This is a genomic window from Acinetobacter sp. Root1280, assembly GCF_001425285.1.
GTDB classification, from domain to species: domain Bacteria; phylum Pseudomonadota; class Gammaproteobacteria; order Pseudomonadales; family Moraxellaceae; genus Acinetobacter; species Acinetobacter guillouiae.
Map to the genome: position 1 here is coordinate 136,686 of NZ_LMED01000029.1, position 22,780 is coordinate 159,465.

The window sequence follows — 22,780 nt, forward strand, 5'->3', positions numbered from 1 at the left end:
ATAGACTCTATCTAGATTTGACCTTAGCGACATTAAATTTATAGCGTTTTGTATATGAGTGCCAAAATAATTCTGTTAAAGTCGAGCCTTAAGGATAAATAGATTCGACCTAAGTTAAGATTAGGGATAATGGAGAAAATAATGAAAAAAATCTTTCCCTTATTAATGTTAGTAGCTGTCGGAAATTTCGCGCATGCTGATGTTAAAGATTATTTGCCAGATATGAAGGGAATTTTACCAGAGGCAAAGTTTAAGCCTGAAGATGCTTCTAAATGGAATATTGGTGCGGGTGTAACGCAACAGATGGTCCATGCGAATGGTGAATGGGTAAATCCTTATGGAATTGCGTATACTAAATTAGGTGTTTTTTATAATGGCGACCATGAATTTGCTGGTCAAGTCGGCTATAGAATTCCTGTAGTATTAAATGGTAAAGATAAAAATGGATTCTATGTTGGGGTCTATGGTGGAACACTTAAAAGTAAAAAAGTGGACGGAAGTGATGAAGTCCAATATGGTGGTGGTGCCGATTTATCTTATGTTTTATTGAATAAAGAGCGTATAAGTACATTTAGTGTGGGGATGGGTGCAGGTAGTGAACTTCATAATAAAAATGGAGATATGGTCCTGGAAACTCGTCCACAAATACAATTTGCTTATACCTTAAGTGTCGGGTTCTAAAGTTTTTATGATTTTATCCATATCCTTCGACCGCAAATAGAAATAAATACGAGAGTCATGCATGTTGGAATACGTTAATGGTTTGTGGCACGCTTTTACAGCTCGACCTGATCATCTTGCCATTTTAAGTATCATCCCAGTGACGGCCTTTGTAACGTGGGCACACGTTTGGATGGCACTGAAAATGGTATTTTATCCAATCACGTTCTGGGGGTTCCATATTGGTCCCTTACCCGTGGGTTGGCAAGGGATTGTGCCACGCAAAGCTGGGCGAATTTCAGGCATCATCACAGACAATACATTATCCAAACTGGGTTCTTTGCGTGAATTTTTAGATGCAATGGATCCTGAAGATATGGCTCGAATTATCGGTGAACAAGTCGGTTTTGAGCTTGAGCACTTGATTGATGAGGTGATGTTAGATCGCAATGCTGTTTTGTGGGAAAACTTACCTTATTCGATTAAACGACGAATTTATGGTCAAGCGCATAAACAATTGCCGGGTGTCTTAAGAGAACTCGTGACCGAGCTGACCATGAACGTCGAGTCACTGGTCAACATGCGGGATATGGTCGTTACTCAAATGGAAGGCGATCGCCGTTTGATGGTCCGTATGTTTTTAAAAGTTGGGCAAAAAGAAATTAACTTTATTTGGCATATTAGTGCTGTAATCGGGAGTTTCTTTGGTATTTTCCAAATGTTTGTTTATGTCTTTGTACCACAACATTGGACGGTACCTTTCTTTGCAGCCGTTTGGGGCTTTTTAACCAACTGGATTGCAATCTGGATGGTTTTCAATCCAGTAGAGCCACATTACGTACGCTATCCACAATTTTTTGAACGTACAAAAGATCGAAAATTTCCATGGATTAAACCTGTTATTCCAAGAATTGGCACTTATAATGTTCAAGGTGCGTTTATGAAACGCCAAGAAGAAGTGTCAGATGTTTTTGCAAGTGTCGTGACTGAAGATTTGATTACGTTAAAATCAATCATGACTGAAATGATGTATGGTCCTAAGAAAGAAAAAACCCGTCGTATTGTAAAGCGTCATATTAACGAAATTATGGAAACTCCATTGGTTCGGACCTCTTTACAATTGTCTTTAGGACTAAAAGAGTATGCAAAACTCAAGACAGACTTGATTGATCGGTCAATTGAAATTACGATGGTGCCTGTTTGCGACCCTGCGTTTAATGCGAGCCGTGCACAGAAAATTTTTCAGATGTTTAAAGAGCGGATTAGAGAGTTAACCCCAAAAGAGTTTCAAAACCTGTTACGTCCTGCATTTCAGGAAGACGAATGGATATTGATTGTACTTGGTGGTGTGACTGGATTTTTTGCTGGTCTAATACATTTATTTGTGGCTTTCTTATAAATTTGATGCCATTACGATGATAAGTTTTAATTTGTCATGGCAAACGGTATCATACATATTGTTTTAAATGAGGATGTTTTTTTATGCGCATTATATTACTCGGACCACCTGGAGCAGGTAAAGGTACACAAGCTCAGTTGATCTGTAAGCGCTACAATGTCCCACAAATTTCAACCGGTGATATGCTCCGTGCTGCAATTCGTGAAGGTACTGAATTAGGTCTTAAAGCTAAAAGTGTAATGGAATCAGGTGGTTTAGTATCTGATGAGCTTATTATCGGTTTAGTGAAAGAACGTATTGCACAACCTGATTGTGTAAATGGTTGTATTTTCGATGGTTTCCCACGTACGATTCCTCAAGCTGAGGCTTTAGAGAGCGAAGGGATTAGCATTGACCATGTGATCGAAATTGAAGTACCAGACGAAGAAATCGTAAAACGTCTTTCTGGTCGTCGTCAGCACCCAGCATCTGGTCGTGTTTATCACACGATTTATAACCCACCGAAAGTGGAAGGTAAAGATGATGAAACTGGCGAAGATCTTGTGCAACGTCCAGATGACGAAGAAGCAACGATTCGTAAGCGTTTAGGCTCTTATCATAATGAAACTGAACAGCTTGTTGGTTTCTATCAAGGACGTGCAGCTTCTGGGGAGAATGCACCGACTTATAATAAATTGAACGGTTTACGTCCAATAGAAGATGTCCAAAAAGATTTATTTGCGATTTTAGATAAATAAGACCGCATTCAAAGCATTTTTTTAAGCTTTGACAATAACAGAGACCTGATTCATATTAGGTCTCTTTTTTTTTGCAAGAGTGGCGTAGAGAGTGAAGTTTGTATTAATTGCCTTGGTCATTTTGAGTATATTGCTTCTTTTGGGCTTATTGTATATGAGCTTTAAATTGCTACGCAAAGCACAAAAAGAAGAGCTTCAGCAACGCCGTGAAATGAGAAAATCAGGCAATTACCAAGTGCATCCACAGGTGGCTGAAGAGTGGAAACGACTTGAAAAGTTAAAGAAAGATTTGGAAAATAAAAAGTAAAATAATCAGGGAGATTAATGCTGAGGATAAATTAATCCTTATCTATCATCGAGCTTCATTATTCCAAATTGATGAATTTAATTGATGAATTTGTATGATTGAGATGTGTAAGCAATTAATTCTAAGTGTTTTGTTTATCCATCTACATGTTAAATTCACAGCATTCATATTATAAGAAGACTGTCCAAATGAAATTGATTGCCATAGCAGCACATCGTAGCGAATATTTAGAGCCTATTCATTTTTCAAAGGGGACTTTGCTCAACATAGGCGAAAAGTATCAAGGCTCGGAGAATTGGGACAATTGGTATTTCTGCACAGTCGACAGTGGATTAGAGGGGTGGGTTCCTACTCAAATCATTGAATGGATCAATAAGCATCAAGGCCATGCAATAGCAGATTACACAGCGAAAGAACTCAATGTAGATCATGGCGATCTATTGGTTGGAGAAGAACAACTAAATGGCTGGATTTGGTGTAGCAGATTATCTGATGAGCAGTCTGGTTGGGTGCCCTTAGAGGTGTTAAGTCAGATTTGATTGAGGGCTATTTTAAGATTCTATCTATTTCTTCAGTAAATAACTTCCTCAGAAAAATGACAAAGCATAATCTTGATTAAATGATGACTATGTTTTATCAAAATCTCTCATTTATTCGCTACTTTGTTTTGACTTCGCGTGCAGCACCAAACTCATATTTATCAGGCCAATTACAAACATCTGACACAATACATTCATTGCATTTGGGTTTACGTGCAATACAGCAATAGCGGCCATGTAAAATTAACCAATGATGCGAGTCAATAATAAATTCTTTTGGAATCACTTTAATTAAACGATGTTCGACCTCAAGGACGTTTTTCCCTACAGCCAGTCCAGTACGATTGCCAAGACGGAAGATATGCGTATCTACAGCCATTGTAGGCTGACCAAAGGCGGTATTCAGCACAACATTAGCAGTCTTACGACCTACGCCGGGTAAGGCTTCTAAATCAGCACGATTGTCTGGAACTTGGCTATTGTGTTTCTCAATCAGAATTTTACAGGCCTTAATCACATTTTCAGCTTTGGCATTATATAAACCGATGGTTTTAATATATTGCTTTAAACCGTCTACACCCAATGCATAAATCTGTTCAGGAGTATTGGCGACAGGGAATAACTTATCAGTGGCTTTGTTGACACTTACATCTGTGGCTTGAGCCGATAAGGTAACAGCGACAAGCAACTCAAATGGGTTTGAGTAATTGAGTTCTGTTTTAGGATTTGGGCGTTGCTCACGTAATCGTTCAAAGAAAATCTGAATCTGCTTTTTGGTCATATTCTTTACAGTCATGATGCATCCTCTTGCAAAACAGATAACTGTTGAATCAATTCATTTAATTGATGTTGCTTATTTTCATCTGCTCGAACACTCAATTGTTTCTCTAGTTTTTTAATTTGAGTCCGCAGCTTAGCCAATTCAATGGTGGTTTTCGCATCTGTAACAATTGGATTTTTTATTGTGGGCTGATTGATTTCAATTGTAGGTAAAGCCTGACTCTGTTGTGTTATCTGCGCAAAGAGTTCAGTGTCGATTTCTGCACGAACCACAGGACCTTTACGATGCATGCGTTGTTTTTCTTCACGTTGAATATGTGCATAGTAACGACCACGTAAGTCATTTTGTTCTAAAAGACGTTGTTGTTCATTTGGAATAGGCTGAATGTCTTCAACTAAATCAATGCAATCTACTGGACAGGGAGCAATGCATAGTTCACAGCCAGTGCATAGATCTGTAAGTACGGTATGCATCAGTTTACCAGAACCAATAATGGCATCTACAGGGCAAGCACTGATGCATTTGGTACAACCAATACATTCATCTTCACGAATAATGGCTTTCATGCGTTGTGGACGGCCATCGCTTTGAGTTGGCCAGACACTTGGTTCAGCAACGAGCTTATTGCGATTGAGTATATCAGCAAGCGCATCTGCAACAGGCTGCCCACCTGGCACACATTTATTGGCTTCTTCGCCTTTTTCTACAATAGATTTTGCATAAGGTAGACACCCATCACGGTGACCACAGAGTCCACATTGTGTTTGTGGCAAAATGGCATCTATTTGCTGAATGAAGGAAAGCGATGAATTCATGTGAATAAAACTTTAAAGAAAAATGAACAAATGCTTTGTAAAAGCGAAGAATATTTTGCAATTTTAGCATGTTTTGTAGTGAAAATCTTTGCTCTAATTTGGCGCTAAAAATGCGCTAATTTAGATCAAAATATCGAATATGTTTTTGGTTAAAAACGCCAACAAATTGACATTTTATTTGGGGTTGATTAGAAATTATCATATTGAATTTAAATATTATTTGAAAAAACATTTGAAAAAAGGTTGTGGATTATATACAAAAGGGATTAAATACTTTGCGCCAAAATTTATCATTTTATTAAAAGGGTTGACCTTTTTTGTATCATTTTCTGCTGAGGAATGAGCGTTGAAATATAATAGCCTGAATGACTTTTTAAATTACGTTAAAGCACGTGATCCAAATCAACCAGAGTTTTTACAAGCTGTGGAAGAAGTTATGACCAGTTTGTGGCCATTTATTGAGAAAAACCCAGAGTATGCTGAGCATGGTTTGCTTGAACGTCTTGTTGAGCCAGAACGAGCGATTCAATTCCGTGTTTCATGGGTAGATGATAAGGGGCAAACTCAAGTTAACCGTGCTTTTCGTGTTCAATATAATTCTGCTATTGGCCCATTTAAAGGCGGCATGCGGTTTCACCCATCTGTAAATCTTTCTATTTTAAAATTTTTAGGTTTTGAGCAGACGTTTAAAAATGCCTTGACCACACTGCCTATGGGTGGTGGTAAAGGTGGTTCTGATTTCGATCCTAAAGGCAAATCAGACGGCGAGATCATGCGTTTTTGCCAAGCATTAATCATCGAACTTTACCGTCACCTTGGTTCTAATACTGATATTCCAGCAGGGGATATTGGTGTGGGTGGCCGTGAAGTGGGTTACATGGCGGGTATGATGAAAAAGCTCAGTAATGACACTTCATGTGTATTTACGGGTAAAGGTTCATCATTCGGTGGTTCTTTGGCTCGCCCAGAAGCAACAGGTTTTGGTACAGTTTATTTTGCTGAAGAAATGCTAAAAACTCGCGGTGAAAGCTTTAAAGATAAAATTGTGGTGATTTCAGGTTCGGGCAATGTTGCGCAGTTTGCTGCAGAAAAAGCCATGTACTTAGGTGCGAAAGTAGTTTCATTGTCTGACTCAAACGGTACGGTACATGTAAAAAATGGATTTACCAATGAGCTTCTTGCTGAAGTGATGGAACTTAAAAACGTAAAACGTGGACGTATTTCTGAGTTTGCATCAAAACACGGTTTTGAATATTTAGAAGGTCAACGCCCTTGGTCAATTCAGTGTGATATTGCATTGCCATGTGCAACTCAAAATGAATTAAATGAAGAAGATGCAGATGTACTGCTTGCCAATGGTGTAATCTGTGTTGCAGAAGGTGCCAATATGCCTTCAACACTAGAAGCTGTTGAAAAATTTGTAGAAGCAAAAATTCTTTATGCACCAGGTAAAGCGTCAAATGCAGGTGGTGTTGCCACTTCTGGTCTTGAAATGTCACAAAATTCGATTCGTTTAGGGTGGACATTTGAAGAAGTGGATGAGCGTCTACATGCAATTATGAAAGAAATTCATCGTAACTGTGTGAAGTATGGTACTCAAGCTGATGGCACAGTGAACTATGTAAATGGTGCAAATATTGCTGGTTTCGTCAAAGTTGCCGATGCAATGTTAGCGCAAGGCGTGTTCTAATCTCAGTTTGATTTTGAACTTAAAACCGATGCTTTTGCATCGGTTTTTTTAGCAATTAAAAACAGCGACAAGCTATTTGCTCGGAAGTGTTTCAACAATTGAGTCGAGTTCATATTGGTATTGAGACTGATCAGCTGCAGGATTGGCAATTTCTGTGCGTTTGACCTTAATAATTTGAGTAGACTTTGAATTATGGGTAAAGCCATCAATAGAGTCATAAAAATAACTCGCTTCTTTCTCGCTATAATTTTTTTGACCAGTTTCGTTCAATGTTAATTCACGGACTAAAAGACAAGTTTGTGGTGCGACACCAGTACAAGGTCGAGTTTCAGGACTGACCTCTAAAAAAATAATTTGTGGTTGAGCTGCTGTATTTGAAACTTGGGTTTCTATAGGCGTTGGTGTTGTAGGAACTTTTTGAGTTGTAGATTCTTGGCTACATGCCATGACGAGCAACGGTAAGATTAATGCAACGCTTAATTTGTGATTCATGATTTTACCTTTATCGATCTTGCTGTATTAAAAATGAGCTTTGCTGCAATCACTATGGATTGCTTAAGTTTGTATTATTGAGTGTTTATATTCACTGTTTTTTTTAATTATTATGCAGTGTTGAATGTTCTGCATCGATTAAAATTGAGGCGCAAACCTTAAAATAGAAATATTTTGATTATTTGGCTGGAAAAGCATAAAACTGATTTAAATCTAGATGTTTATAAATAGTTAAACTAAGAAAAGCTGAAGTTGAACTTCAGCTTTTCTATACAATTATTTTACAGTTTCACGTTCGATAATCATGTCTTGTACATAAGCGTATTTAGACTGATCAGCAGCTGGGTTTTTAATCTCATAACGTTTTACACGAACCACTTGGCGCTCAGCAGGGCTATGAGTAAAGCCTTCGATTTGGTCATAGAAATATGTCCAATCTTTATCTACTTGGGTTTTTACACCATTGTCAGCATATTTGATTTCGCGTACTTGTAAGCACTGCATTTTTCTTACACCAGCAGAACATTCTTTAGTTTCTGGGCTGATTTCTAAGAAAATTGTTTCACCTTGGCTTTGGTATTTAGTTTCAGGTGTCATTTTACCTATAAATACAACTTTACCACCTGTCGCGTTTACCAAAGTAAGCGTTGGGCTTTCAGTGTTTGTTGTGTCGAGTACAAATGCTGTTTTATTTGATTGGAACAATGCCGCAGCAAAACTTTCTTGTTTCATTAATTCAGGAGAACACATCATATTGGTTGATGCGATATTGCCAGTAACCAATAAGCCGTTTTCAACTTTTGCACTGGTCATTAGTCTGTTACAGCCAGTCGCAACACTTAGACGTTGGTCTGCAAAATTAAGTACGATGGGTTGTTTGGTATCTGCTGGTTGATAAGACCATTGATAAGCATTTAATGTTTGCTCTGCATTACCTTGTTGTTGTAATACTTTCACAGCGGTATCACCCAATTTTTGAATATCGCCAGATTGGCAAGCCGCTAGGGCTAAAGGAAGTACAGCTAATGCTAAATATTTGAATTTCATATTCTATTCACGTTTTAAAAAACTATGCATAGGATAAACCATGAAACACTAAAAGATATGGATACAATTTATTAATTCGGTTTCAATATGTATCCATATAACTAAAAGTTAAACAATAATTAACAAATTGTTATCATTTGTGCTGAATGATGATCAATTGAATCATTTAGTCAAAACGATAAATATCCATACCTAGCGCGCCCATCGAAAAACTACTGTGCACAATACTAAAGCGATGGCCAGTACCCATTGCAAAGAAAAGAGGCGCAAAGTGCTCAAGTGTTGGGTGATTTTTCTGTAGATAAGGAATGCTATCCCATTCCAATACAGCATCATAATTACTATGGTTGAGTTTGCTCACCACATAATTCCTAAATGTAGATGCCCATTCAGGAACGTTCTCATCTTTGCCGTTCCATGACAATTCTCTTAAATTGTGAGTGATACTGCCTGAACCAATCAATAAAATTTGTTTTTCACGGAGTGGGGCAAGTGCTTGACCAATTTGGTAGATTTGATCAGCATGCATATTCATCGGTAAAGAAATTTCAATGACTGGAATATCCGCCTCAGGATACATATGTAATAAAGGCATCCATACGCCATGATCACGTGGTCGAGTACTATTTGCATGTGCAGGGAGGTGAGCTTCAGCCAAGAGATGTAGAATTTCTTCCGCCAATTCAGGATTTCCTGGTGCGGGATAGCGAATCTCATACAGCGCTTGAGGAAAACCACGAAAGTCATGCCATGTTTCAGGGCGTACACCTGTATTGACTTCTAAAGCCTCACTTTCCCAGTGGGCAGACATCACCACGATGGCTTGTGGTTTTGGCAAATTTAGACCAAGACGATGTAGTGCAGGACCGACTTGTTCAGGATCTAGCGCAAGCATGGGAGAGCCATGTGAAATGAATAAACCTGGGAGTGTTTGTAAGTTCATATCTTTGTGCCTAAATGATCATTAAATACAGCGTGAATTGCCCATTCTAGCTAAAATGCATGCTCTCAATAAGCCTTTTATTTCAACAGACTGTTTCATCAATGCAACTTTTGCCCAATTACATGACTAGCCTGCACGATGATACGGATGATTATGGTTAATACTCATCGCACGATAAAGTTGTTCAATCAGCATAACCCGAACCAATGGATGGGGCAGAGTTAGTTTTGACAGTGACCAGTGCCAAGCAGCAGCTTTTCGCACGGCTTCAGAATGTCCATCTGGTCCGCCAATGGCCAGTGCAACATCATAACCCTCAAGCATCCAACCTTTCATGGTTTCAGCCAGCTTTTCAGTACTAAATTCACGTCCACCTACTTCAAGTGCAATCAATACTTCATTGTGTTTCAGTTGGCTGAGAATACTATCACCCTCAATTTGGCGATATTTTAAAATATCTGCTTCGGAATCATTTTTGCCACGCTTTGCCATCGGGAGTTCAATAATTTGCGTCTGTACAAAAGGTTGGATTCTTTTGAAGTAATCTTCAAAACCAGTTAATACCCAAGCAGGCATTTTTTGACCAATGGTCAGAATACGGATTTTCATATTAACAATTTCTAACGTGGTAATTGCATCATTATAGCGTGATATTGGTTATTCTCAGGTGTACAACAAGAACTGAATGTCTAATTGCTGTTTTTTTAAATTATAGCTATACCAACACGCTTTTAAATTGGATTTATACATGCAAATAGCTTATCCAAATTTTTTAAATTTAAACTATCTTTTCATTATATTGCTCAGCTGTGGGCTTTCAACATGGAGTGTCGCAACAGAACAACGCTATGATCAGCAAGCTGAACCTGATCGTTTAAACAGTTATTTACAACAAGTGATTCACCCCCAAGCGTTTCGAAATTATCAAAATATTCAAGAGCTCGATCGAGTTGCGGCATTCATTAAACAACAACTTGAACAGTTTGCGATTCCTTGTGAATACCAGCCTTATCAAGTCAAAGGCAAAACCTATCGAAATGTAATCTGTCACTTACAAATGGGTCATGCCAAAAAAGTGATTGTTGGTGCACATTATGATGTTTATGGGAATTTCAAAGGTGCTGATGATAATGCTTCTGGTGTGGTGGGGCTAATAGAGATTGCGCGAATTTTAGCAGCCAATAAGGCCAGTCTTAAACAGAATGTTGATTTTGTCTTTTATACATTGGAAGAACCTCCGTATTTCCGTACTGAACATATGGGGAGTTATATCCATGCACAATCCATTTTAAAACAAAAAGATCAAATTCAAGCGGTGTATATTTTGGAAATGATTGGATATTTTGACCATAAAAATGTTCAGGATTATCCATCGGGATTAGCTTTATTTTATCCCAAACATGGAAATTTTATTGGCGCAGTGAGTAATTTCACTTCACGTGGTTTGGGCGAAAAATATTGTGATGCCATGAAAGCGTTAAAACGCCTTGATTGTCAAAGATTGATAGCGCCATCATTTGTACAAGGCGTGGATTTCTCAGATCATTTGAATTATTGGCGCTTCGATATCCCTGCTATTATGATCACAGATACGGCTTTTTTTAGAAATAAGCATTATCATACCCAAGAGGATACTGTTGAAAAACTCAATTTAAATAAGATGGCAGAAGTCATCAATGGTGTGGTGTATACAGTTTTACAAGACTGATATTTTTCAATCAGGTTATATCATTTGCTATTTTGATCAAAGGAGAGCTTATGCAATACGGTGCAATGCAATTGCTCTCGATGTGGATTAAGGATCGGAAAATACAGAATCAATCGGTACATACCTTAGATGCTTATTTCCGAGATGTATCCAACTTTATTGATTTTTGCTATGACAAGCAGATTGAGTTAAAACAAGTCGAAGCTGCTGATTTAAGAGAGTATGTAGCTTATCGTGTCGAAAAAGATCAGCTTTCGACCAGTAGTTTACAACGGCATTTAACTTCAATTCGTCAGTTTATGAAGTGGGCCAAACAAGGTGGTTATTTAGAAATCAATGCAGCGGATGATTTTCAGATAAAGCGGCAAGCTCGACCATTACCAGGGATGATTGATATTGAAACGGTCAATCAAATTATGGATCAGCCCGAACCTGAAAAGCCAATAGAAAAGCAGTTGTGGTTACGAGATAAGGCTATTCTGGAATTGCTCTATTCGAGTGGCTTGCGCTTGGCAGAAGTGCAAAGTTTAACCATACGAGATATTGATTTTACCCGTCATTTATTGCGTATCACGGGTAAGGGGAATAAAACTCGAATTGTACCTTTCGGCTCTAAAGCGAGAGAGAGTCTGATTGAATGGTTAAAAATCTATCGAATCTGGCAGGGGGAGTTTAGCCCTGAATCTTTGGTATTTATTACTCAACGTGGCACAAGTATTAGCCCACGTCAGATTGAAAATCGAGTCAAATACCAAGCACTACGTGCAGGGGTAAATGTTGATTTACACCCACATTTATTGCGTCACTGTTTTGCCAGTCATATGTTATCTAATAGTGGAGATCTGCGTGCAGTGCAAGAAATGCTAGGACATAGCAATTTAACCACAACACAGATTTATACCCACGTCGATTTTGATCATCTGGCACAAGTCTATGATCAAGCGCATCCAAGAGCTGCTGCATCAAAAATAAAAAATTAATTTTGAATATAAGGCTTTATTAAGCGTTGACCTTTGTATTTTGTAGCGAATAGACCTGGTGAAAAGCACAGTTGGTTTTTTAATAAAATGCATAGTGCTTAAACACATTTAGCACAGAAAAAAGTCGAATAGATAATTGTTTTTAAAAATGCTCTCATGTATATCTAGGTTTGGTATTTATTCAATACATTTCTATTGATTCAATTTTGCAGAAAAATTAGGTCTTTCAATGATCCCTGAACTTGAACAAAAATATAAGCAACTGACTGACGCTCAAAAAGAAATTTTTAAGGGCTATGGCTTACGTCAAATTAAACATTTTGTAGAATTCAGCCTCCCCAAAATTGAGGCAACCTTACCGCAAGAAGGAAAAGTATTGGGTATCAATGCTGAGGGTAAAGTTCAAGCTGTAAATACCGCAACTAATCAGACCTATTTATGGATATCAGACCAACAATGGCAAGCTGCACAAACAGTGTCTAATCATATTGATTTAAAAGAAGACTTTATTGAGATTTGGCAAGTGCTGGAGCTCAAAAATCAAGATTTGATTGATTTAAGCCATATTCATCGTGATTTTTTAGCAAGCATGGCGAAATAATGCAAAACTAAAATTGAAAATCTTGTTTTTGAATTCGATAGAGCTTCTCTTCATGTAGTGGATGGTGCTCATCAAAATCAGGATGCAGAAAGTCATGAGAAAAGCTCATTCCAATTTTTTTCATGACATTTTGCGAAGCAAGATTATGTTTAGATGTAAATGCAACAATCTCTTGAAAATTCAGTTCTTCAAATGCAAATCTTAAACAAGCTTGAGCTGCCTCAGTTGCATATCCTTTATTCCAAAATTTTGGATCAAGCCGCCAGCCAATTTCTATACATGGAGAAAATTCAAATTTTGAGGGTTGTTGATGTAGTCCAACACAACCAATAAACTCTTGGGTTTCAATCAATTCAACTGCCCAAAGTCCCCAGCCTTTGATTTCGATTAAATATTTAATCTGATTTGCCAGTTCGTCACTTTGTTCACGATTTAAAATTTTGGGGAAAAATTGCATTACTTCAGGGTTTGCTGTGATTTTTGCAAAAGCATCGTAATCAGAAGCTTGCCATTGTCGAAGTAAAAGACGATCTGTACATAATTCATAAATCATTTTTATTGAACATCCTGATCAAAGTACTGCTTAGATAGAAAAGGGCGATAATTTTTAACGTATTTCCTCAGTCTTATTTAGCTCGATATGCAGATCTTTGTTTTACGATATAAAATTTTGCATCGCCCAAGATAACCTGCATATTGACCAGCGTTACAGCTTTGGATTTTGTATACAGTAAAGTACATGTTCAGCCAAAGCATGGTTTTTTTCTAAAGCGGGATGCATAAAGTTCTCGACATAATCCATACCAAGTCGTTGCATTACTTTTTCCGAAGCTTGATTCAGTACAGATGTGAAAGAAACAACCTGTTCTAAAGCTAATTTTTCAAATGCAAATGCTAAACATTGCTGAGCGGCTTCCGTCGCATAGCCCTGATGCCAATATTGTTGTGCAAATCGCCAACCAATTTCAACACAAGGAGAGAAAGTAAATTTTTCCGCTTGATTGGCTAGACCCACAAACCCGATAAATTGCTGATTTTCTTTTAACTCAACCGCCCAAAATCCCCAACCACATTCGGTAATTGAGTCTTGAAATCGATGTGCCAAAAGGTCACTTTCATTTTTTGACAAGGTCGCTGGAAAATACCGCATAACGTCTGGATCAGCATTTAAATCTGCAAAAATTTCAAAATCAGGAGCTTGCCATTGTCTAAGGATAAGTCTAGGTGTTTCTAATTGAACAGGAGGATTAAATGTTTTCATATTCACCTAATACGTATTTTTGAATTACAAATCTTCGAGAGGTAGCTGAAAGCTTTGTTTAATGATTTGACTTGGGACATCCGTTTTTACACTGGTAATACCATTCTTTTTGGTCAAATGTGTCGACTGAAATTTACGATAGCTTTCTAAATCAGGTACTACCACTTTTAACATCGCATCACATTCACCCAGAATAATATAACACTCCATGACTTGAGGCAGTTCTTTCATTGCTTCAATAAAGGTATCAATGGTTTCAGCATCTTGGCCTAACAACCAGATTCTTGAGAATAACATCAATTGAAAGCCAATTTTTTGTGGATCCACCACTGTTGTATAGTTTTGGATAACTTTGGCTTCTTCTAAGAGTCGAACTCGTCTTAGACATGATGAGGGCGAGAGCCCAATCTCACGAGCAAGATCATTATTTTGGATTCGACCATTGGCTTGTAAAGCACGAATGATATTTTTATCAATACGGTCTAGCTTAATTAGAATAGTCTTAGATGAAATTTTCATAAATTAGAATTTAATTTGAAAAATAATCATCATTATAGAATATTTGAAATCCTATTTTAAGCATTTTAAAAGATACTGTTTTCTTCTCGCAGTCAAACTTCAGAAAGGGAAAAGAGATGTCTGTATTTGTACTTTTTGCCTTAACGGTACTTCCGTTAATTTTCACACCAGGACCAGATATGTTATTTATCCTGTCACAAGTGATAGGTAAAGATGCGAAAGCAGGCATGATGGCGACAATCGGTATTTGTTCTGGCTATCTGGTTCATTCGATTCTGGTTGCGCTTGGAATTGCTGCAATTATTGTTTCATTCCCAGTATTGTTTGAGACGATTCGATATTTGGGGATCGCCTATTTATTGTATTTGGCATTTCATTTGATTAAATCAGTATTTAGCCAAAAGACATTACGTATTGAGCAGAAAGCAGTTTCAAATCCTATTCGCAAAGGCTTTGTTACGGCATTGTTGAATCCAAAAGGCATGTTGATCTATTTTGCGATTTTGCCACAATTTATCGATAAATCAGGCAACACTGTGTTTCAAGGCTTAGCCTTGTCAGCAATTTTTATTGCTTTGATATTCTTGGTGTATTGTGGTTTGAGCCTTTTGATTGCTCAATTGACCAAAGAGCAGCACATCAATGAACGTAAGCAAAAATGGATTGATGGTGGTTCAGGGACTTTGTTGACCATTGCAGCCGCATGGTTATTGGCAAATTAATCCAAGCAGAAACAAACGGGTGATTCTGAAAAGAAGCCCGTTTTTGTATATTTAGTATTTTGTTACAAGTTTAATGCCAAAAAGTTCACAAATTTAATCAATAAACATACTTAGAAAAATTGCTGAATCTGTCTAAAATGACAGAGTGTAGCAGTATCGATGAACGGGTGGTGTCATCCCTTTGATTGATTGATAATTTATCTTAATTCTTTTGATTATTTATACAGAATCTATACAAATAATGTTATTTATCAATATATAAATATTGTCGAAATAGTAGCCTTACGTGTCTAAGTTAAAATATTTAGAAAAAATGTGAACTGTACGTTCAAGCTTTTTTATGACTTTTTACAGCAGTTTTGCGAATTGTGACTTGACCGAAATGCCAATCACATTGCAAGATAGGACACCTAAATAATTTTAAATGAAGCGTTATTATAACTCTTCTTAACATTTACTTTTGCTAAAACAGCCGAGGATTACATGAAGGCTCTTGTTGCTGTAAAACGTGTGGTTGATGCCAACGTTAAAGTTCGCGTTAAACCGGACAATAGTGGGGTAGACCTTACTAACGTTAAAATGTCAATTAACCCATTCGATGAAATCGCAGTTGAAGAAGCGGTTCGCTTAAAAGAAAAAGGAACAGTTTCAGAAATCGTTGTTGTTTCTATTGGACCAAAAGAAGCGCAAGAACAAATTCGTTCTGCTATGGCGCTTGGTGCAGACCGCGGTATTTTAGTTGAGGCTGATGACAGTCAACTTGGCGCTTTAGAAGTTGCTAAAATCCTAAAAGCTGTTGTTGAACAAGAACAACCACAACTTGTGCTTTTAGGTAAGCAAGCAATTGATGATGACTCTAACCAAGTTGGTCAAATGTTGGGTGCTTTACTTGGCGCTGGTCAAGGTACATTTGCTTCTGTAGTAACTGTAAATGGCGATAAAGTTCAAGTAACTCGTGAAGTTGATGGTGGTTTACAAACTGTTGAGTTAAATACTCCAGCGATCATCACCACTGACTTACGTTTGAATGAGCCACGTTATGCTGCGCTTCCAAACATTATGAAAGCACGTAAAAAGCCACTTGATACGAAAACTCCTGCAGATTTCGGTGTTACAGCAACTTCTAAACTTAAAACAGTTAAAGTTGAACCACCTGCAGAGCGTAAAGCTGGTGTACAAGTGAAGTCTGTAGACGAGCTTGTTGAAAAACTTAAAAATGAAGCGAAAGTGATCTAATACAGAAGGATAAAATCATGAGTATTTTAGTTATCGCTGAGCACGACAATAAGACACTTAACGGTGCAACTTTAAACGTTGTTGCTGCGGCTCAAAAAATCGGTGGTGATATCACTGTATTGGTTGCAGGTTCTGGTGCTCAAGCAGTTGCAGATGCTGCTGCGAAAGTTGCTGGTGTAAGCAAAGTTTTGCTTGCTGATGATGCAGCTTATGCAAACCAATTGGCTGAAAACGTAGCGAAACTTGTTGCTGAATTAGGTAAAGGTTATTCACATATCCTTGCTGCTTCAACAACTACAGGTAAGAATATCTTGCCACGCGCTGCTGCACTTTTAGACTCAAGCATGATTACTGACATCATTGCTGTTGAAGGTCCTAAAACTTTCAAACGTCCAATTTATGCAGGTAATGCAATTGCTACAGTTCAATCTGACGAAGCAATTGTTCTTGCAACTGTACGTGGTACAGCTTTTGATCCTGTTGCTGCTGAAGGCGGTTCTGCTGCAATTGAATCTGCGGCTTCTACAGGTGATGCAGGTATTTCTAAGTTCATTTCTGAAGAAATTGTGAAATCAGAACGTCCTGAATTAACTGCTGCGCGTATCGTTGTATCGGGTGGTCGTGGTGTTGGTTCTGGTGAGAACTATCATAAAGTACTTGATCCACTTGCTGACAAGCTTAGTGCTGCTCAAGGTGCTTCACGTGCTGCGGTTGATGCTGGCTTCGTTCCTAACGATATGCAAGTTGGTCAAACTGGTAAAATCGTTGCGCCTGATCTCTACATCGCTGTAGGTATTTCTGGTGCGATCCAGCATTTGGCAGGGATGAAAGATTCTAAAGTGATTGTTGCAATCAACAAAGATGAAGAAGCACCAATCAATGCTGTAGCTGACTACTGGTTAGTTGGTGATTTGAATACTGTTGTTCCTGAATTAGTTTCTAAACTTTAATTCTCGAATTAAGTTTTAAAAAACGCGCTTAGGATTTCCTAAGTGCGTTTTTTTATTTTAGAAATTTATTGAATACGTAGATGGATGGTGTGCACGGATAAATAAAGTCGTGATGGTGGGTTATTCTCTATTCGAATAAAGAAACTCTGAGTAGCTTCTCTCATCAGCCCTTTTTATAGTGTAAATCAATTTAAAAGCTCCTTTATCGTCATTTTTTCCCATAAGTATAAGGAACCTTGCAAAACTAATATGATTCACGCTATATGATCTTTTCTTGATTTATAAAAGTGGTTTTAAACATAAGCTGTCATAAAATAAAAACAGTGATCAAAAATGCTATTTTCATTTTTTCTGATCTTAATTTTTATGTTTAAGATGCTGTATCTTGAGTGATTATTTTATCAATAAGTAATTGATGTAGGGAGATTAATGCTTTGGCTAAAAGAACAAGAGAGAATCAGTGGATAAATACCTTGAAGTCCAATTTTAAACCCGATAAGATCAAAGCATAAACACAATTAAATTTTCAATCGTATACTGGCGACATACAGAAAATTCCAGTGTAAATCAGCTGTTACAGATACAACATCGCATTTAATCCTGTAGTGGCTTTTGACCATTTTTTTAATTCTATACTTATTGGCGCGTTAGACTGGTTGATTCTGTCGTTTTAGACGCTGCGCTTTTCCATTACTGCTCAATTCCATATCATCTCACCTAGAATAGCTATAAATATGAAGTGTCCCAAATGTTACGCTGAGAATATCAATGAAGCCATGAAATGTGGTGTTTGTGGTGCTCGTTTAAAACATGTTAAACAGACCAACGATTTGACAGGCAATAGCAATGTTGAATTTTCTGTACGCCGTGAAAATAAGCAAGGACAGTCAAATCCCACGCATAATATAAAACCTCGTCAGACTCCGCCGAACAATGAAACAGAAAGCAATCAGCATACATCTGTAGGTGATAAGGCGAGTGCGTTACTTGAATCATGGCAGCAGAAAGTCGCAAATACACAAAGAGAGTCTCAAAATCAGCCTAAAAAGAAAAATTTTAAAATTGTCTGGATACTTTTAGCCGTATTTATGTTTGGTCCCGCAGTGCTTGGGGTTATTTCAAGTGTGGTTATCCCTATTGTGATGTCTGTAATTGGGTCATCCAATCAAGATGACGCTGCGACAACAGATGAAGCACGACCAGTAAGTGAAGAGGTGGTGTCTAACGAATACCAAGCACGTTATTTTGATATGCAAGCTTATCAAGCGCGTTTAGTACAGTATTATGAAGCCAAGCATCGTTTTGCGACGAGCCTAAAAGATATTGAAAAGTTTGAACAGACCCAGTTTAGTGATTTTATTTTTGATCAAATTGAAATTACACAGCAAGGGATTTTAGTGGGTAAATTCACTGATGCGCCTGCAAGCCGAATATATATGGTTCCACAGCTTGAAAATAATCAAATTCGTGATTGGCAGTGTTATCGCGTAGCAATCAGTGATGATTTGCTGCAACACTGTGAATTGCTTCAGTCAGATCCATATAAATTATAGAAATTTACAACATTCTATATTTGGATGTGTTTAGATTTTTCTGATCAGTGGGGTTGGACTCCGTATTGCTTTGCTCATATTTTTTGCCATATCGGATTTTATATGGCAATTTTCAAGTTTGAGTTGTTTTAATCGATCCGAAATAAAACTGTTTGATGTGATTTATTTTTTACTGATAAACAAAGTGTCTGTTGACAATTCGTCTACGTTTGCGATTACGAGTGGTTATTAGATGATACAAGGTACGAAATATGAAATTTAGTCATTCTAAATGATGAGAAACATCGTTTCACAAGGAAACGACGTAGCGGTAAAAACCACTCTAGTCCCGAAGGGTTGTGGCTAAAATTATCTCAGCCTGTGTTATGAAACTCGAAAATAGTCTCGCTATTCTCATCGTTTCACGCCTTGCCTGCTCAATTTTAGCCTACAACGCAAGCCATTTATGAAATGTCAACAGACCCTAAAAAACAGTGAATGAAGCACGCCATTGAGTATGATTGGATAGATAAAAACAGGTCAGGTTTTGAGATAAAAATACCCATTCATTTATAAATTTAGCGATGCTTGATTGACCGCCTAATCAGGTGGTTTTTTATTGTCAATAAATCGTTAAAATTGTTTAAAAATACTACAAAAAATCATGATTATAGTGTGGTCGGATAGGCACAAAATCGCTTGGTTTTATGCTATACTGTGCGACTGAATTTTAGATTTTGGCTCAACGCTTTTTGAGCTAAATTTTGACTAGCTAGATTATATAAATGAGCAGTTGCTGCTTGCACTGTTTGTAATAAGGAGTATGCATGAGCGTATCGGAAATTAGACCGATTGCCATTGAGGATGAACTAAAAAGCTCATATCTCGATTATGCCATGAGTGTTATTGTATCTCGTGCATTACCAGACGTGAGAGATGGTTTAAAACCTGTTCATCGTCGTGTGCTGTTCGCTATGCACGAGTTAGGCAACGACTATAACAAAGCCTATAAAAAATCTGCGCGTGTTGTTGGTGACGTAATCGGTAAATATCACCCACATGGTGATTCAGCTGTTTATGAAACAATTGTTCGTATGGCTCAAGATTTTAGCCTACGTTATCAATTGGTTGATGGTCAGGGTAACTTTGGTTCTGTCGATGGTGACAGCGCAGCAGCAATGCGTTATACCGAAGTCCGTATGCGTAAGCTCACCCATGAAATGTTGGCTGACTTAGAAAAAGATACAGTCGAGTGGGAAGATAACTACGATGGCTCTGAGCGTATTCCTCAGGTTATGCCAACACGTATTCCTAACTTATTGATCAATGGTGTGACAGGTATTGCTGTCGGTATGGCGACCAACATGGCGCCACACAACATGACAGAAGTAGTTAATGCATGTTTGGCTTATGCAAATAATCCGAACATCTCAATTGAAGGATTGATGGAATATATTTCTGGTCCAGATTTCCCTACAGGCGGCATTATCTATGGTAAATCAGGAATTGTAGATGCTTACCGTACAGGTAAAGGTCGTTTACATATTCGTGGTAAATACCATTTTGAAGAAGACCAAAAAACTGGTCGTACGACGATTGTTTTCACTGAAATTCCTTATCAGGTCAATAAAGCAAGAACCATTGAACGTATTGCTGAATTGGTAAAAGAGAAAAAACTTGAAGGTATTTCAGAACTTCGAGACGAATCTGATAAAGACGGGATGCGTATTGCAATTGACTTAAAGCGTGGCGAAAACGCTGAAGTTATTGTCAATAACTTATTTTTAAATACTCAACTTGAAAATTCATTCAGTATCAACATGGTTTGCCTAGACAATGGCCAACCTAAACTGATGAATTTAAAAGACATCATTGCGGCATTTATTCGTCACCGTCAAGAAGTGGTGACACGCCGTACCATGTTTGAATTACGTAAAGCGCGTGAGCGTGGTCATATCTTAGAAGGTTTGACTGTTGCTTTAGCCAATATTGATGAAATCATCGAAACCATTAAGACTTCTGCGAACCCAGCTGAAGCACGCGAGCGTTTACTTGCTGGCGAATGGGCGGGTGGAAATGTTGTTGCATTGCTAGAAAAAGCAGGCGCGATTTCAGTTCGTCCGGATGAGATCGAAGGTGAAGATCCAAGTCGTCCATTTGGTTTGGATGGTCAGCTTTATCGTTTATCTCCAGCTCAGGTTGGTGCAATTTTAGAATTACGTTTACATCGTTTAACCGGTCTTGAACAAGATAAGTTACAAGCTGAATATTCTGAAATTTTAGCTCAAATTGCTGAACTTACAGCAATTTTAAATGACTTCAATCTTTTGATGAATGTGATTCGTGAAGAACTTGCATTGGTTCTTCAACAGTATGGCGATGCACGTAAAACGGATATTGTTGAATCACGTATTGATTTTTCTCGTGAAGATTTAATCCCAGAAGAGCAAGTTGTTTTAACTGTTTCAAAAACAGGTTATGCAAAAACTCAACCATTGTCTGATTATGCTGCACAGCGCCGTGGTGGACGTGGTAAATCTGCAACTTCGATGAAAGAAGATGATTATATTCAACATTTAATCGTGACATCGAACCATGCAACTGTATTGTGCTTTACCAATGTAGGTAAAGTTTATCGCTTAAGAGTATTTGAAGTACCTCAAGCGTCACGTGGTGCAAAAGGCCGCCCAATGGTGAACTTATTACCACTGGATGCAGAAGAGACTATTACAGCGATTCTTCCTGTAATTGATGCTCCGAAGAAATTTACCGAGCGTTTAACTGAGTTTAGAACTTTTGTCCGTGCCAACGTTGCTCAACTGCGTGAAAACACAATTATCGACTCACATTATGAAGCACTAAAAGCTGCGTTTGCAGAGCTTGGTGAAAATCCAGATGACTTATCAGATGCTTTACGTAAGCAACTCAAAGAAATTGGTATTGAGCTTTCTGCTTCTGATCTTGATGATGAATTAATTGCTGAATTTGCTGAACGTGTAGAAAGTGTGCGTAAAAACTTCTATGTATTTATGGCAACAGCATCAGGTACAGTAAAACGTGTTGAATTAGAGCAGTTTGGTAATGTTCGTTCAAATGGTTTACGTGCGATTGAGTTGAAAGAAGAAGATACTTTAATTGGTGTTGCAATTACTGATGGTGAACAGCAAATCATGTTGTTCTCAAATGAAGGTAAAGCAATCCGTTTCTCTGAAACTGATGCTCGTGTGATGGGTCGTACTGCGAAAGGTGTTCGTGGTATGCGTGTGGCATTGGCTGCGGCACAAACAGAAGAAGATGTTGAAGTTGATGTAGATTCAGATGATGAAGATACTTCAGATTCAAATACCAATGTGGTTAGCCGAATCGTTTCGTTAGTTGTTGTACCAGAAACTGGCGAAGTATTATGTGCTTCTGCAAATGGTTATGGTAAACGTACACCAGTAGATGACTTCCCAACCAAAAAACGTGGTGGTAAAGGTGTTATTGCCATTAAAACATCTGAACGTAATGGTGAGTTAGTGGGTGCTGTTGCCATCGATGAATCTAAAGAATTGATGTTGATTTCTGATGGTGGAACGCTGGTTCGTACCCGTGCTTCTGAAGTAGCGAGAACAGGTCGTAATGCCCAAGGTGTCCGTTTGATCCGCCTAGGTAATGAAGAAGTCTTGGTCGGTGTGGTTGCAGTTGAAGCTGTCGAAGCCGATGATGAGATTATCGATCAGTTAGATGCGATCGAAGGCGAGACTGCTTTAGAGTCAGAGAGTTTAATTGATTCTGAAAAATTAGTTGATGATGAAACTGTTATGGATGAAGGTGAAACTGAGTCTGATAATACTGAATCTGACGAGTAATTTTTAGGGA

23 protein-coding genes are annotated in these 22,780 nt (G+C 38.0%); 14 read left to right on the forward strand and 9 right to left on the reverse strand.

Going from position 1 to position 22,780, the window contains the following annotated elements; translation table 11 throughout:
* The first annotated feature begins 141 nt into the window (after window positions 1-141).
* The 5 genes from ASC84_RS20920 (at window position 142) to ASC84_RS20940 (ending at window position 3,642) form a co-directional block, all read left to right on the forward strand.
* Window positions 142-681 (forward strand): hypothetical protein, encoded by a 540-nt coding sequence (locus tag ASC84_RS20920; RefSeq protein ID WP_004717263.1) that lies wholly within the window; start codon window positions 142-144, stop codon window positions 679-681.
* Window positions 682-742: 61 nt separating this feature from the next.
* Entirely contained in the window at window positions 743-2,059 is a 1,317-nt protein-coding gene (locus tag ASC84_RS20925) for a hypothetical protein (RefSeq protein WP_004717262.1), read from the forward strand.
* Window positions 2,060-2,142: 83 nt separating this feature from the next.
* Window positions 2,143-2,796: an adenylate kinase gene (gene adk, locus ASC84_RS20930; protein ID WP_056518126.1), complete on the forward strand. Its 654-nt coding sequence runs from the start codon at window positions 2,143-2,145 to the stop codon at window positions 2,794-2,796.
* A gap of 91 nt (window positions 2,797-2,887) precedes the next feature.
* Window positions 2,888-3,103 carry a hypothetical protein gene (locus ASC84_RS20935; protein WP_004823188.1) on the forward strand — a complete coding sequence of 72 codons (216 nt, stop codon included), beginning with the start codon at window positions 2,888-2,890 and terminating at the stop codon, window positions 3,101-3,103.
* A 188-nt stretch (window positions 3,104-3,291) separates the two neighbouring features.
* The gene (locus ASC84_RS20940) at window positions 3,292-3,642 is read left to right on the forward strand and encodes an SH3 domain-containing protein (protein WP_056518216.1); all 351 of its coding nucleotides are present in this window, start codon (window positions 3,292-3,294) and stop codon (window positions 3,640-3,642) included.
* Between the two features lie 118 nt (window positions 3,643-3,760).
* On the opposite strand, the gene nth is transcribed toward ASC84_RS20940, so the two are convergent.
* Both nth and ASC84_RS20950 read right to left on the reverse strand, forming a co-directional pair.
* Entirely contained in the window at window positions 3,761-4,438 is a 678-nt protein-coding gene (nth, locus tag ASC84_RS20945) for an endonuclease III (RefSeq protein WP_034612511.1), read from the reverse strand.
* Window positions 4,435-5,238 (reverse strand): RnfABCDGE type electron transport complex subunit B, encoded by an 804-nt coding sequence (locus ASC84_RS20950; RefSeq protein WP_056518128.1) that lies wholly within the window; start codon window positions 5,236-5,238, stop codon window positions 4,435-4,437. The genes nth and ASC84_RS20950 overlap by 4 nt, the downstream gene beginning before the upstream one ends.
* A gap of 346 nt (window positions 5,239-5,584) precedes the next feature.
* Here ASC84_RS20950 and gdhA point away from each other — a divergent pair, with 346 nt between their 5' ends.
* Window positions 5,585-6,928, forward strand: a complete 1,344-nt coding sequence (gene gdhA, locus ASC84_RS20960) for an NADP-specific glutamate dehydrogenase (protein WP_004823182.1) — start codon at window positions 5,585-5,587, stop codon at window positions 6,926-6,928.
* A 72-nt stretch (window positions 6,929-7,000) separates the two neighbouring features.
* Here the strand turns inward: gdhA and ASC84_RS20965 are convergent, their stop codons facing one another.
* The 4 genes from ASC84_RS20965 to rlmH form a co-directional block, all read right to left on the reverse strand.
* Window positions 7,001-7,420: a DUF4377 domain-containing protein gene (locus ASC84_RS20965; protein WP_056518133.1), complete on the reverse strand. Its 420-nt coding sequence runs from the start codon at window positions 7,418-7,420 to the stop codon at window positions 7,001-7,003.
* A 276-nt stretch (window positions 7,421-7,696) separates the two neighbouring features.
* On the reverse strand, window positions 7,697-8,467 hold the full coding sequence (locus tag ASC84_RS20970) for an META and DUF4377 domain-containing protein (RefSeq protein ID WP_056518135.1): 771 nt from the start codon (window positions 8,465-8,467) through the stop codon (window positions 7,697-7,699).
* Window positions 8,468-8,633: 166 nt separating this feature from the next.
* A complete protein-coding gene (locus tag ASC84_RS20975; protein ID WP_004717246.1) occupies window positions 8,634-9,410 on the reverse strand; it encodes a dioxygenase in 777 nt (258 codons plus the stop codon).
* Window positions 9,411-9,536: 126 nt separating this feature from the next.
* A complete protein-coding gene (rlmH, locus tag ASC84_RS20980; RefSeq protein ID WP_004717243.1) occupies window positions 9,537-10,019 on the reverse strand; it encodes a 23S rRNA (pseudouridine(1915)-N(3))-methyltransferase RlmH in 483 nt (160 codons plus the stop codon).
* A 139-nt stretch (window positions 10,020-10,158) separates the two neighbouring features.
* On the opposite strand from rlmH, the gene ASC84_RS20985 reads away from it, so the two are divergent.
* From ASC84_RS20985 to ASC84_RS20995, 3 genes are all read left to right on the forward strand, one after another.
* Window positions 10,159-11,118 carry a M28 family peptidase gene (locus ASC84_RS20985; RefSeq protein WP_056518137.1) on the forward strand — a complete coding sequence of 320 codons (960 nt, stop codon included), beginning with the start codon at window positions 10,159-10,161 and terminating at the stop codon, window positions 11,116-11,118.
* Between the two features lie 80 nt (window positions 11,119-11,198).
* Complete coding sequence (locus ASC84_RS20990; protein WP_162242547.1) at window positions 11,199-12,098, forward strand: tyrosine recombinase XerC; 900 nt, start codon at window positions 11,199-11,201, stop codon at window positions 12,096-12,098.
* Window positions 12,099-12,327: 229 nt separating this feature from the next.
* Window positions 12,328-12,699 carry a hypothetical protein gene (locus ASC84_RS20995; RefSeq protein ID WP_004717237.1) on the forward strand — a complete coding sequence of 124 codons (372 nt, stop codon included), beginning with the start codon at window positions 12,328-12,330 and terminating at the stop codon, window positions 12,697-12,699.
* A 7-nt stretch (window positions 12,700-12,706) separates the two neighbouring features.
* Here ASC84_RS20995 and ASC84_RS21000 read toward each other — a convergent pair whose 3' ends face one another.
* The 3 genes from ASC84_RS21000 to ASC84_RS21010 form a co-directional block, all read right to left on the reverse strand.
* Complete coding sequence (locus tag ASC84_RS21000; RefSeq protein WP_056518140.1) at window positions 12,707-13,252, reverse strand: GNAT family N-acetyltransferase; 546 nt, start codon at window positions 13,250-13,252, stop codon at window positions 12,707-12,709.
* 153 nt (window positions 13,253-13,405) lie between these two features.
* Entirely contained in the window at window positions 13,406-13,960 is a 555-nt protein-coding gene (locus ASC84_RS21005) for a GNAT family N-acetyltransferase (RefSeq protein WP_056518142.1), read from the reverse strand.
* Window positions 13,961-13,984: 24 nt separating this feature from the next.
* On the reverse strand, window positions 13,985-14,479 hold the full coding sequence (locus tag ASC84_RS21010; RefSeq protein WP_004717233.1) for an Lrp/AsnC family transcriptional regulator: 495 nt from the start codon (window positions 14,477-14,479) through the stop codon (window positions 13,985-13,987).
* Window positions 14,480-14,595: 116 nt separating this feature from the next.
* Here ASC84_RS21010 and ASC84_RS21015 point away from each other — a divergent pair, with 116 nt between their 5' ends.
* The 5 genes from ASC84_RS21015 to gyrA all read left to right on the forward strand — a co-directional run bounded on the left by ASC84_RS21015 (window position 14,596) and on the right by gyrA (window position 22,770).
* Window positions 14,596-15,201 carry a LysE family translocator gene (locus tag ASC84_RS21015; RefSeq protein WP_056518144.1) on the forward strand — a complete coding sequence of 202 codons (606 nt, stop codon included), beginning with the start codon at window positions 14,596-14,598 and terminating at the stop codon, window positions 15,199-15,201.
* A gap of 483 nt (window positions 15,202-15,684) precedes the next feature.
* Entirely contained in the window at window positions 15,685-16,437 is a 753-nt protein-coding gene (locus ASC84_RS21020) for an electron transfer flavoprotein subunit beta/FixA family protein (protein ID WP_004823176.1), read from the forward strand.
* Between the two features lie 17 nt (window positions 16,438-16,454).
* Entirely contained in the window at window positions 16,455-17,387 is a 933-nt protein-coding gene (locus tag ASC84_RS21025; RefSeq protein ID WP_056518146.1) for an FAD-binding protein, read from the forward strand.
* 734 nt (window positions 17,388-18,121) lie between these two features.
* Window positions 18,122-18,940, forward strand: coding sequence for a zinc ribbon domain-containing protein (locus ASC84_RS21030; RefSeq protein ID WP_224963999.1), 819 nt, complete (start codon window positions 18,122-18,124; stop codon window positions 18,938-18,940).
* An 806-nt stretch (window positions 18,941-19,746) separates the two neighbouring features.
* Window positions 19,747-22,770: a DNA gyrase subunit A gene (gyrA, locus tag ASC84_RS21035; RefSeq protein ID WP_056518148.1), complete on the forward strand. Its 3,024-nt coding sequence runs from the start codon at window positions 19,747-19,749 to the stop codon at window positions 22,768-22,770.
* Window positions 22,771-22,780 lie beyond the last annotated feature (10 nt).

Coding starts and splice junctions, on each gene's coding strand:
- ASC84_RS20920 (WP_004717263.1), top strand. CDS start 142: ATGAAAAAAATCTTTCCCTTATTAATGTTAGTAGCTGTCGGAAATTTC.
- ASC84_RS20925 (WP_004717262.1), top strand. CDS start 743: ATGTTGGAATACGTTAATGGTTTGTGGCACGCTTTTACAGCTCGACCT.
- adk (WP_056518126.1), top strand. CDS start 2,143: ATGCGCATTATATTACTCGGACCACCTGGAGCAGGTAAAGGTACACAA.
- ASC84_RS20940 (WP_056518216.1), top strand. CDS start 3,292: ATGAAATTGATTGCCATAGCAGCACATCGTAGCGAATATTTAGAGCCT.
- nth (WP_034612511.1), bottom strand. CDS start 4,438: ATGACTGTAAAGAATATGACCAAAAAGCAGATTCAGATTTTCTTTGAA.
- ASC84_RS20950 (WP_056518128.1), bottom strand. CDS start 5,238: ATGAATTCATCGCTTTCCTTCATTCAGCAAATAGATGCCATTTTGCCA.
- ASC84_RS20965 (WP_056518133.1), bottom strand. CDS start 7,420: ATGAATCACAAATTAAGCGTTGCATTAATCTTACCGTTGCTCGTCATG.
- ASC84_RS20970 (WP_056518135.1), bottom strand. CDS start 8,467: ATGAAATTCAAATATTTAGCATTAGCTGTACTTCCTTTAGCCCTAGCG.
- ASC84_RS20975 (WP_004717246.1), bottom strand. CDS start 9,410: ATGAACTTACAAACACTCCCAGGTTTATTCATTTCACATGGCTCTCCC.
- rlmH (WP_004717243.1), bottom strand. CDS start 10,019: ATGAAAATCCGTATTCTGACCATTGGTCAAAAAATGCCTGCTTGGGTA.
- ASC84_RS20985 (WP_056518137.1), top strand. CDS start 10,159: ATGCAAATAGCTTATCCAAATTTTTTAAATTTAAACTATCTTTTCATT.
- ASC84_RS20990 (WP_162242547.1), top strand. CDS start 11,199: ATGTGGATTAAGGATCGGAAAATACAGAATCAATCGGTACATACCTTA.
- ASC84_RS20995 (WP_004717237.1), top strand. CDS start 12,328: ATGATCCCTGAACTTGAACAAAAATATAAGCAACTGACTGACGCTCAA.
- ASC84_RS21000 (WP_056518140.1), bottom strand. CDS start 13,252: ATGATTTATGAATTATGTACAGATCGTCTTTTACTTCGACAATGGCAA.
- ASC84_RS21005 (WP_056518142.1), bottom strand. CDS start 13,960: ATGAAAACATTTAATCCTCCTGTTCAATTAGAAACACCTAGACTTATC.
- ASC84_RS21010 (WP_004717233.1), bottom strand. CDS start 14,479: ATGAAAATTTCATCTAAGACTATTCTAATTAAGCTAGACCGTATTGAT.
- ASC84_RS21015 (WP_056518144.1), top strand. CDS start 14,596: ATGTCTGTATTTGTACTTTTTGCCTTAACGGTACTTCCGTTAATTTTC.
- ASC84_RS21020 (WP_004823176.1), top strand. CDS start 15,685: ATGAAGGCTCTTGTTGCTGTAAAACGTGTGGTTGATGCCAACGTTAAA.
- ASC84_RS21025 (WP_056518146.1), top strand. CDS start 16,455: ATGAGTATTTTAGTTATCGCTGAGCACGACAATAAGACACTTAACGGT.
- ASC84_RS21030 (WP_224963999.1), top strand. CDS start 18,122: ATGAAGTGTCCCAAATGTTACGCTGAGAATATCAATGAAGCCATGAAA.
- gyrA (WP_056518148.1), top strand. CDS start 19,747: ATGAGCGTATCGGAAATTAGACCGATTGCCATTGAGGATGAACTAAAA.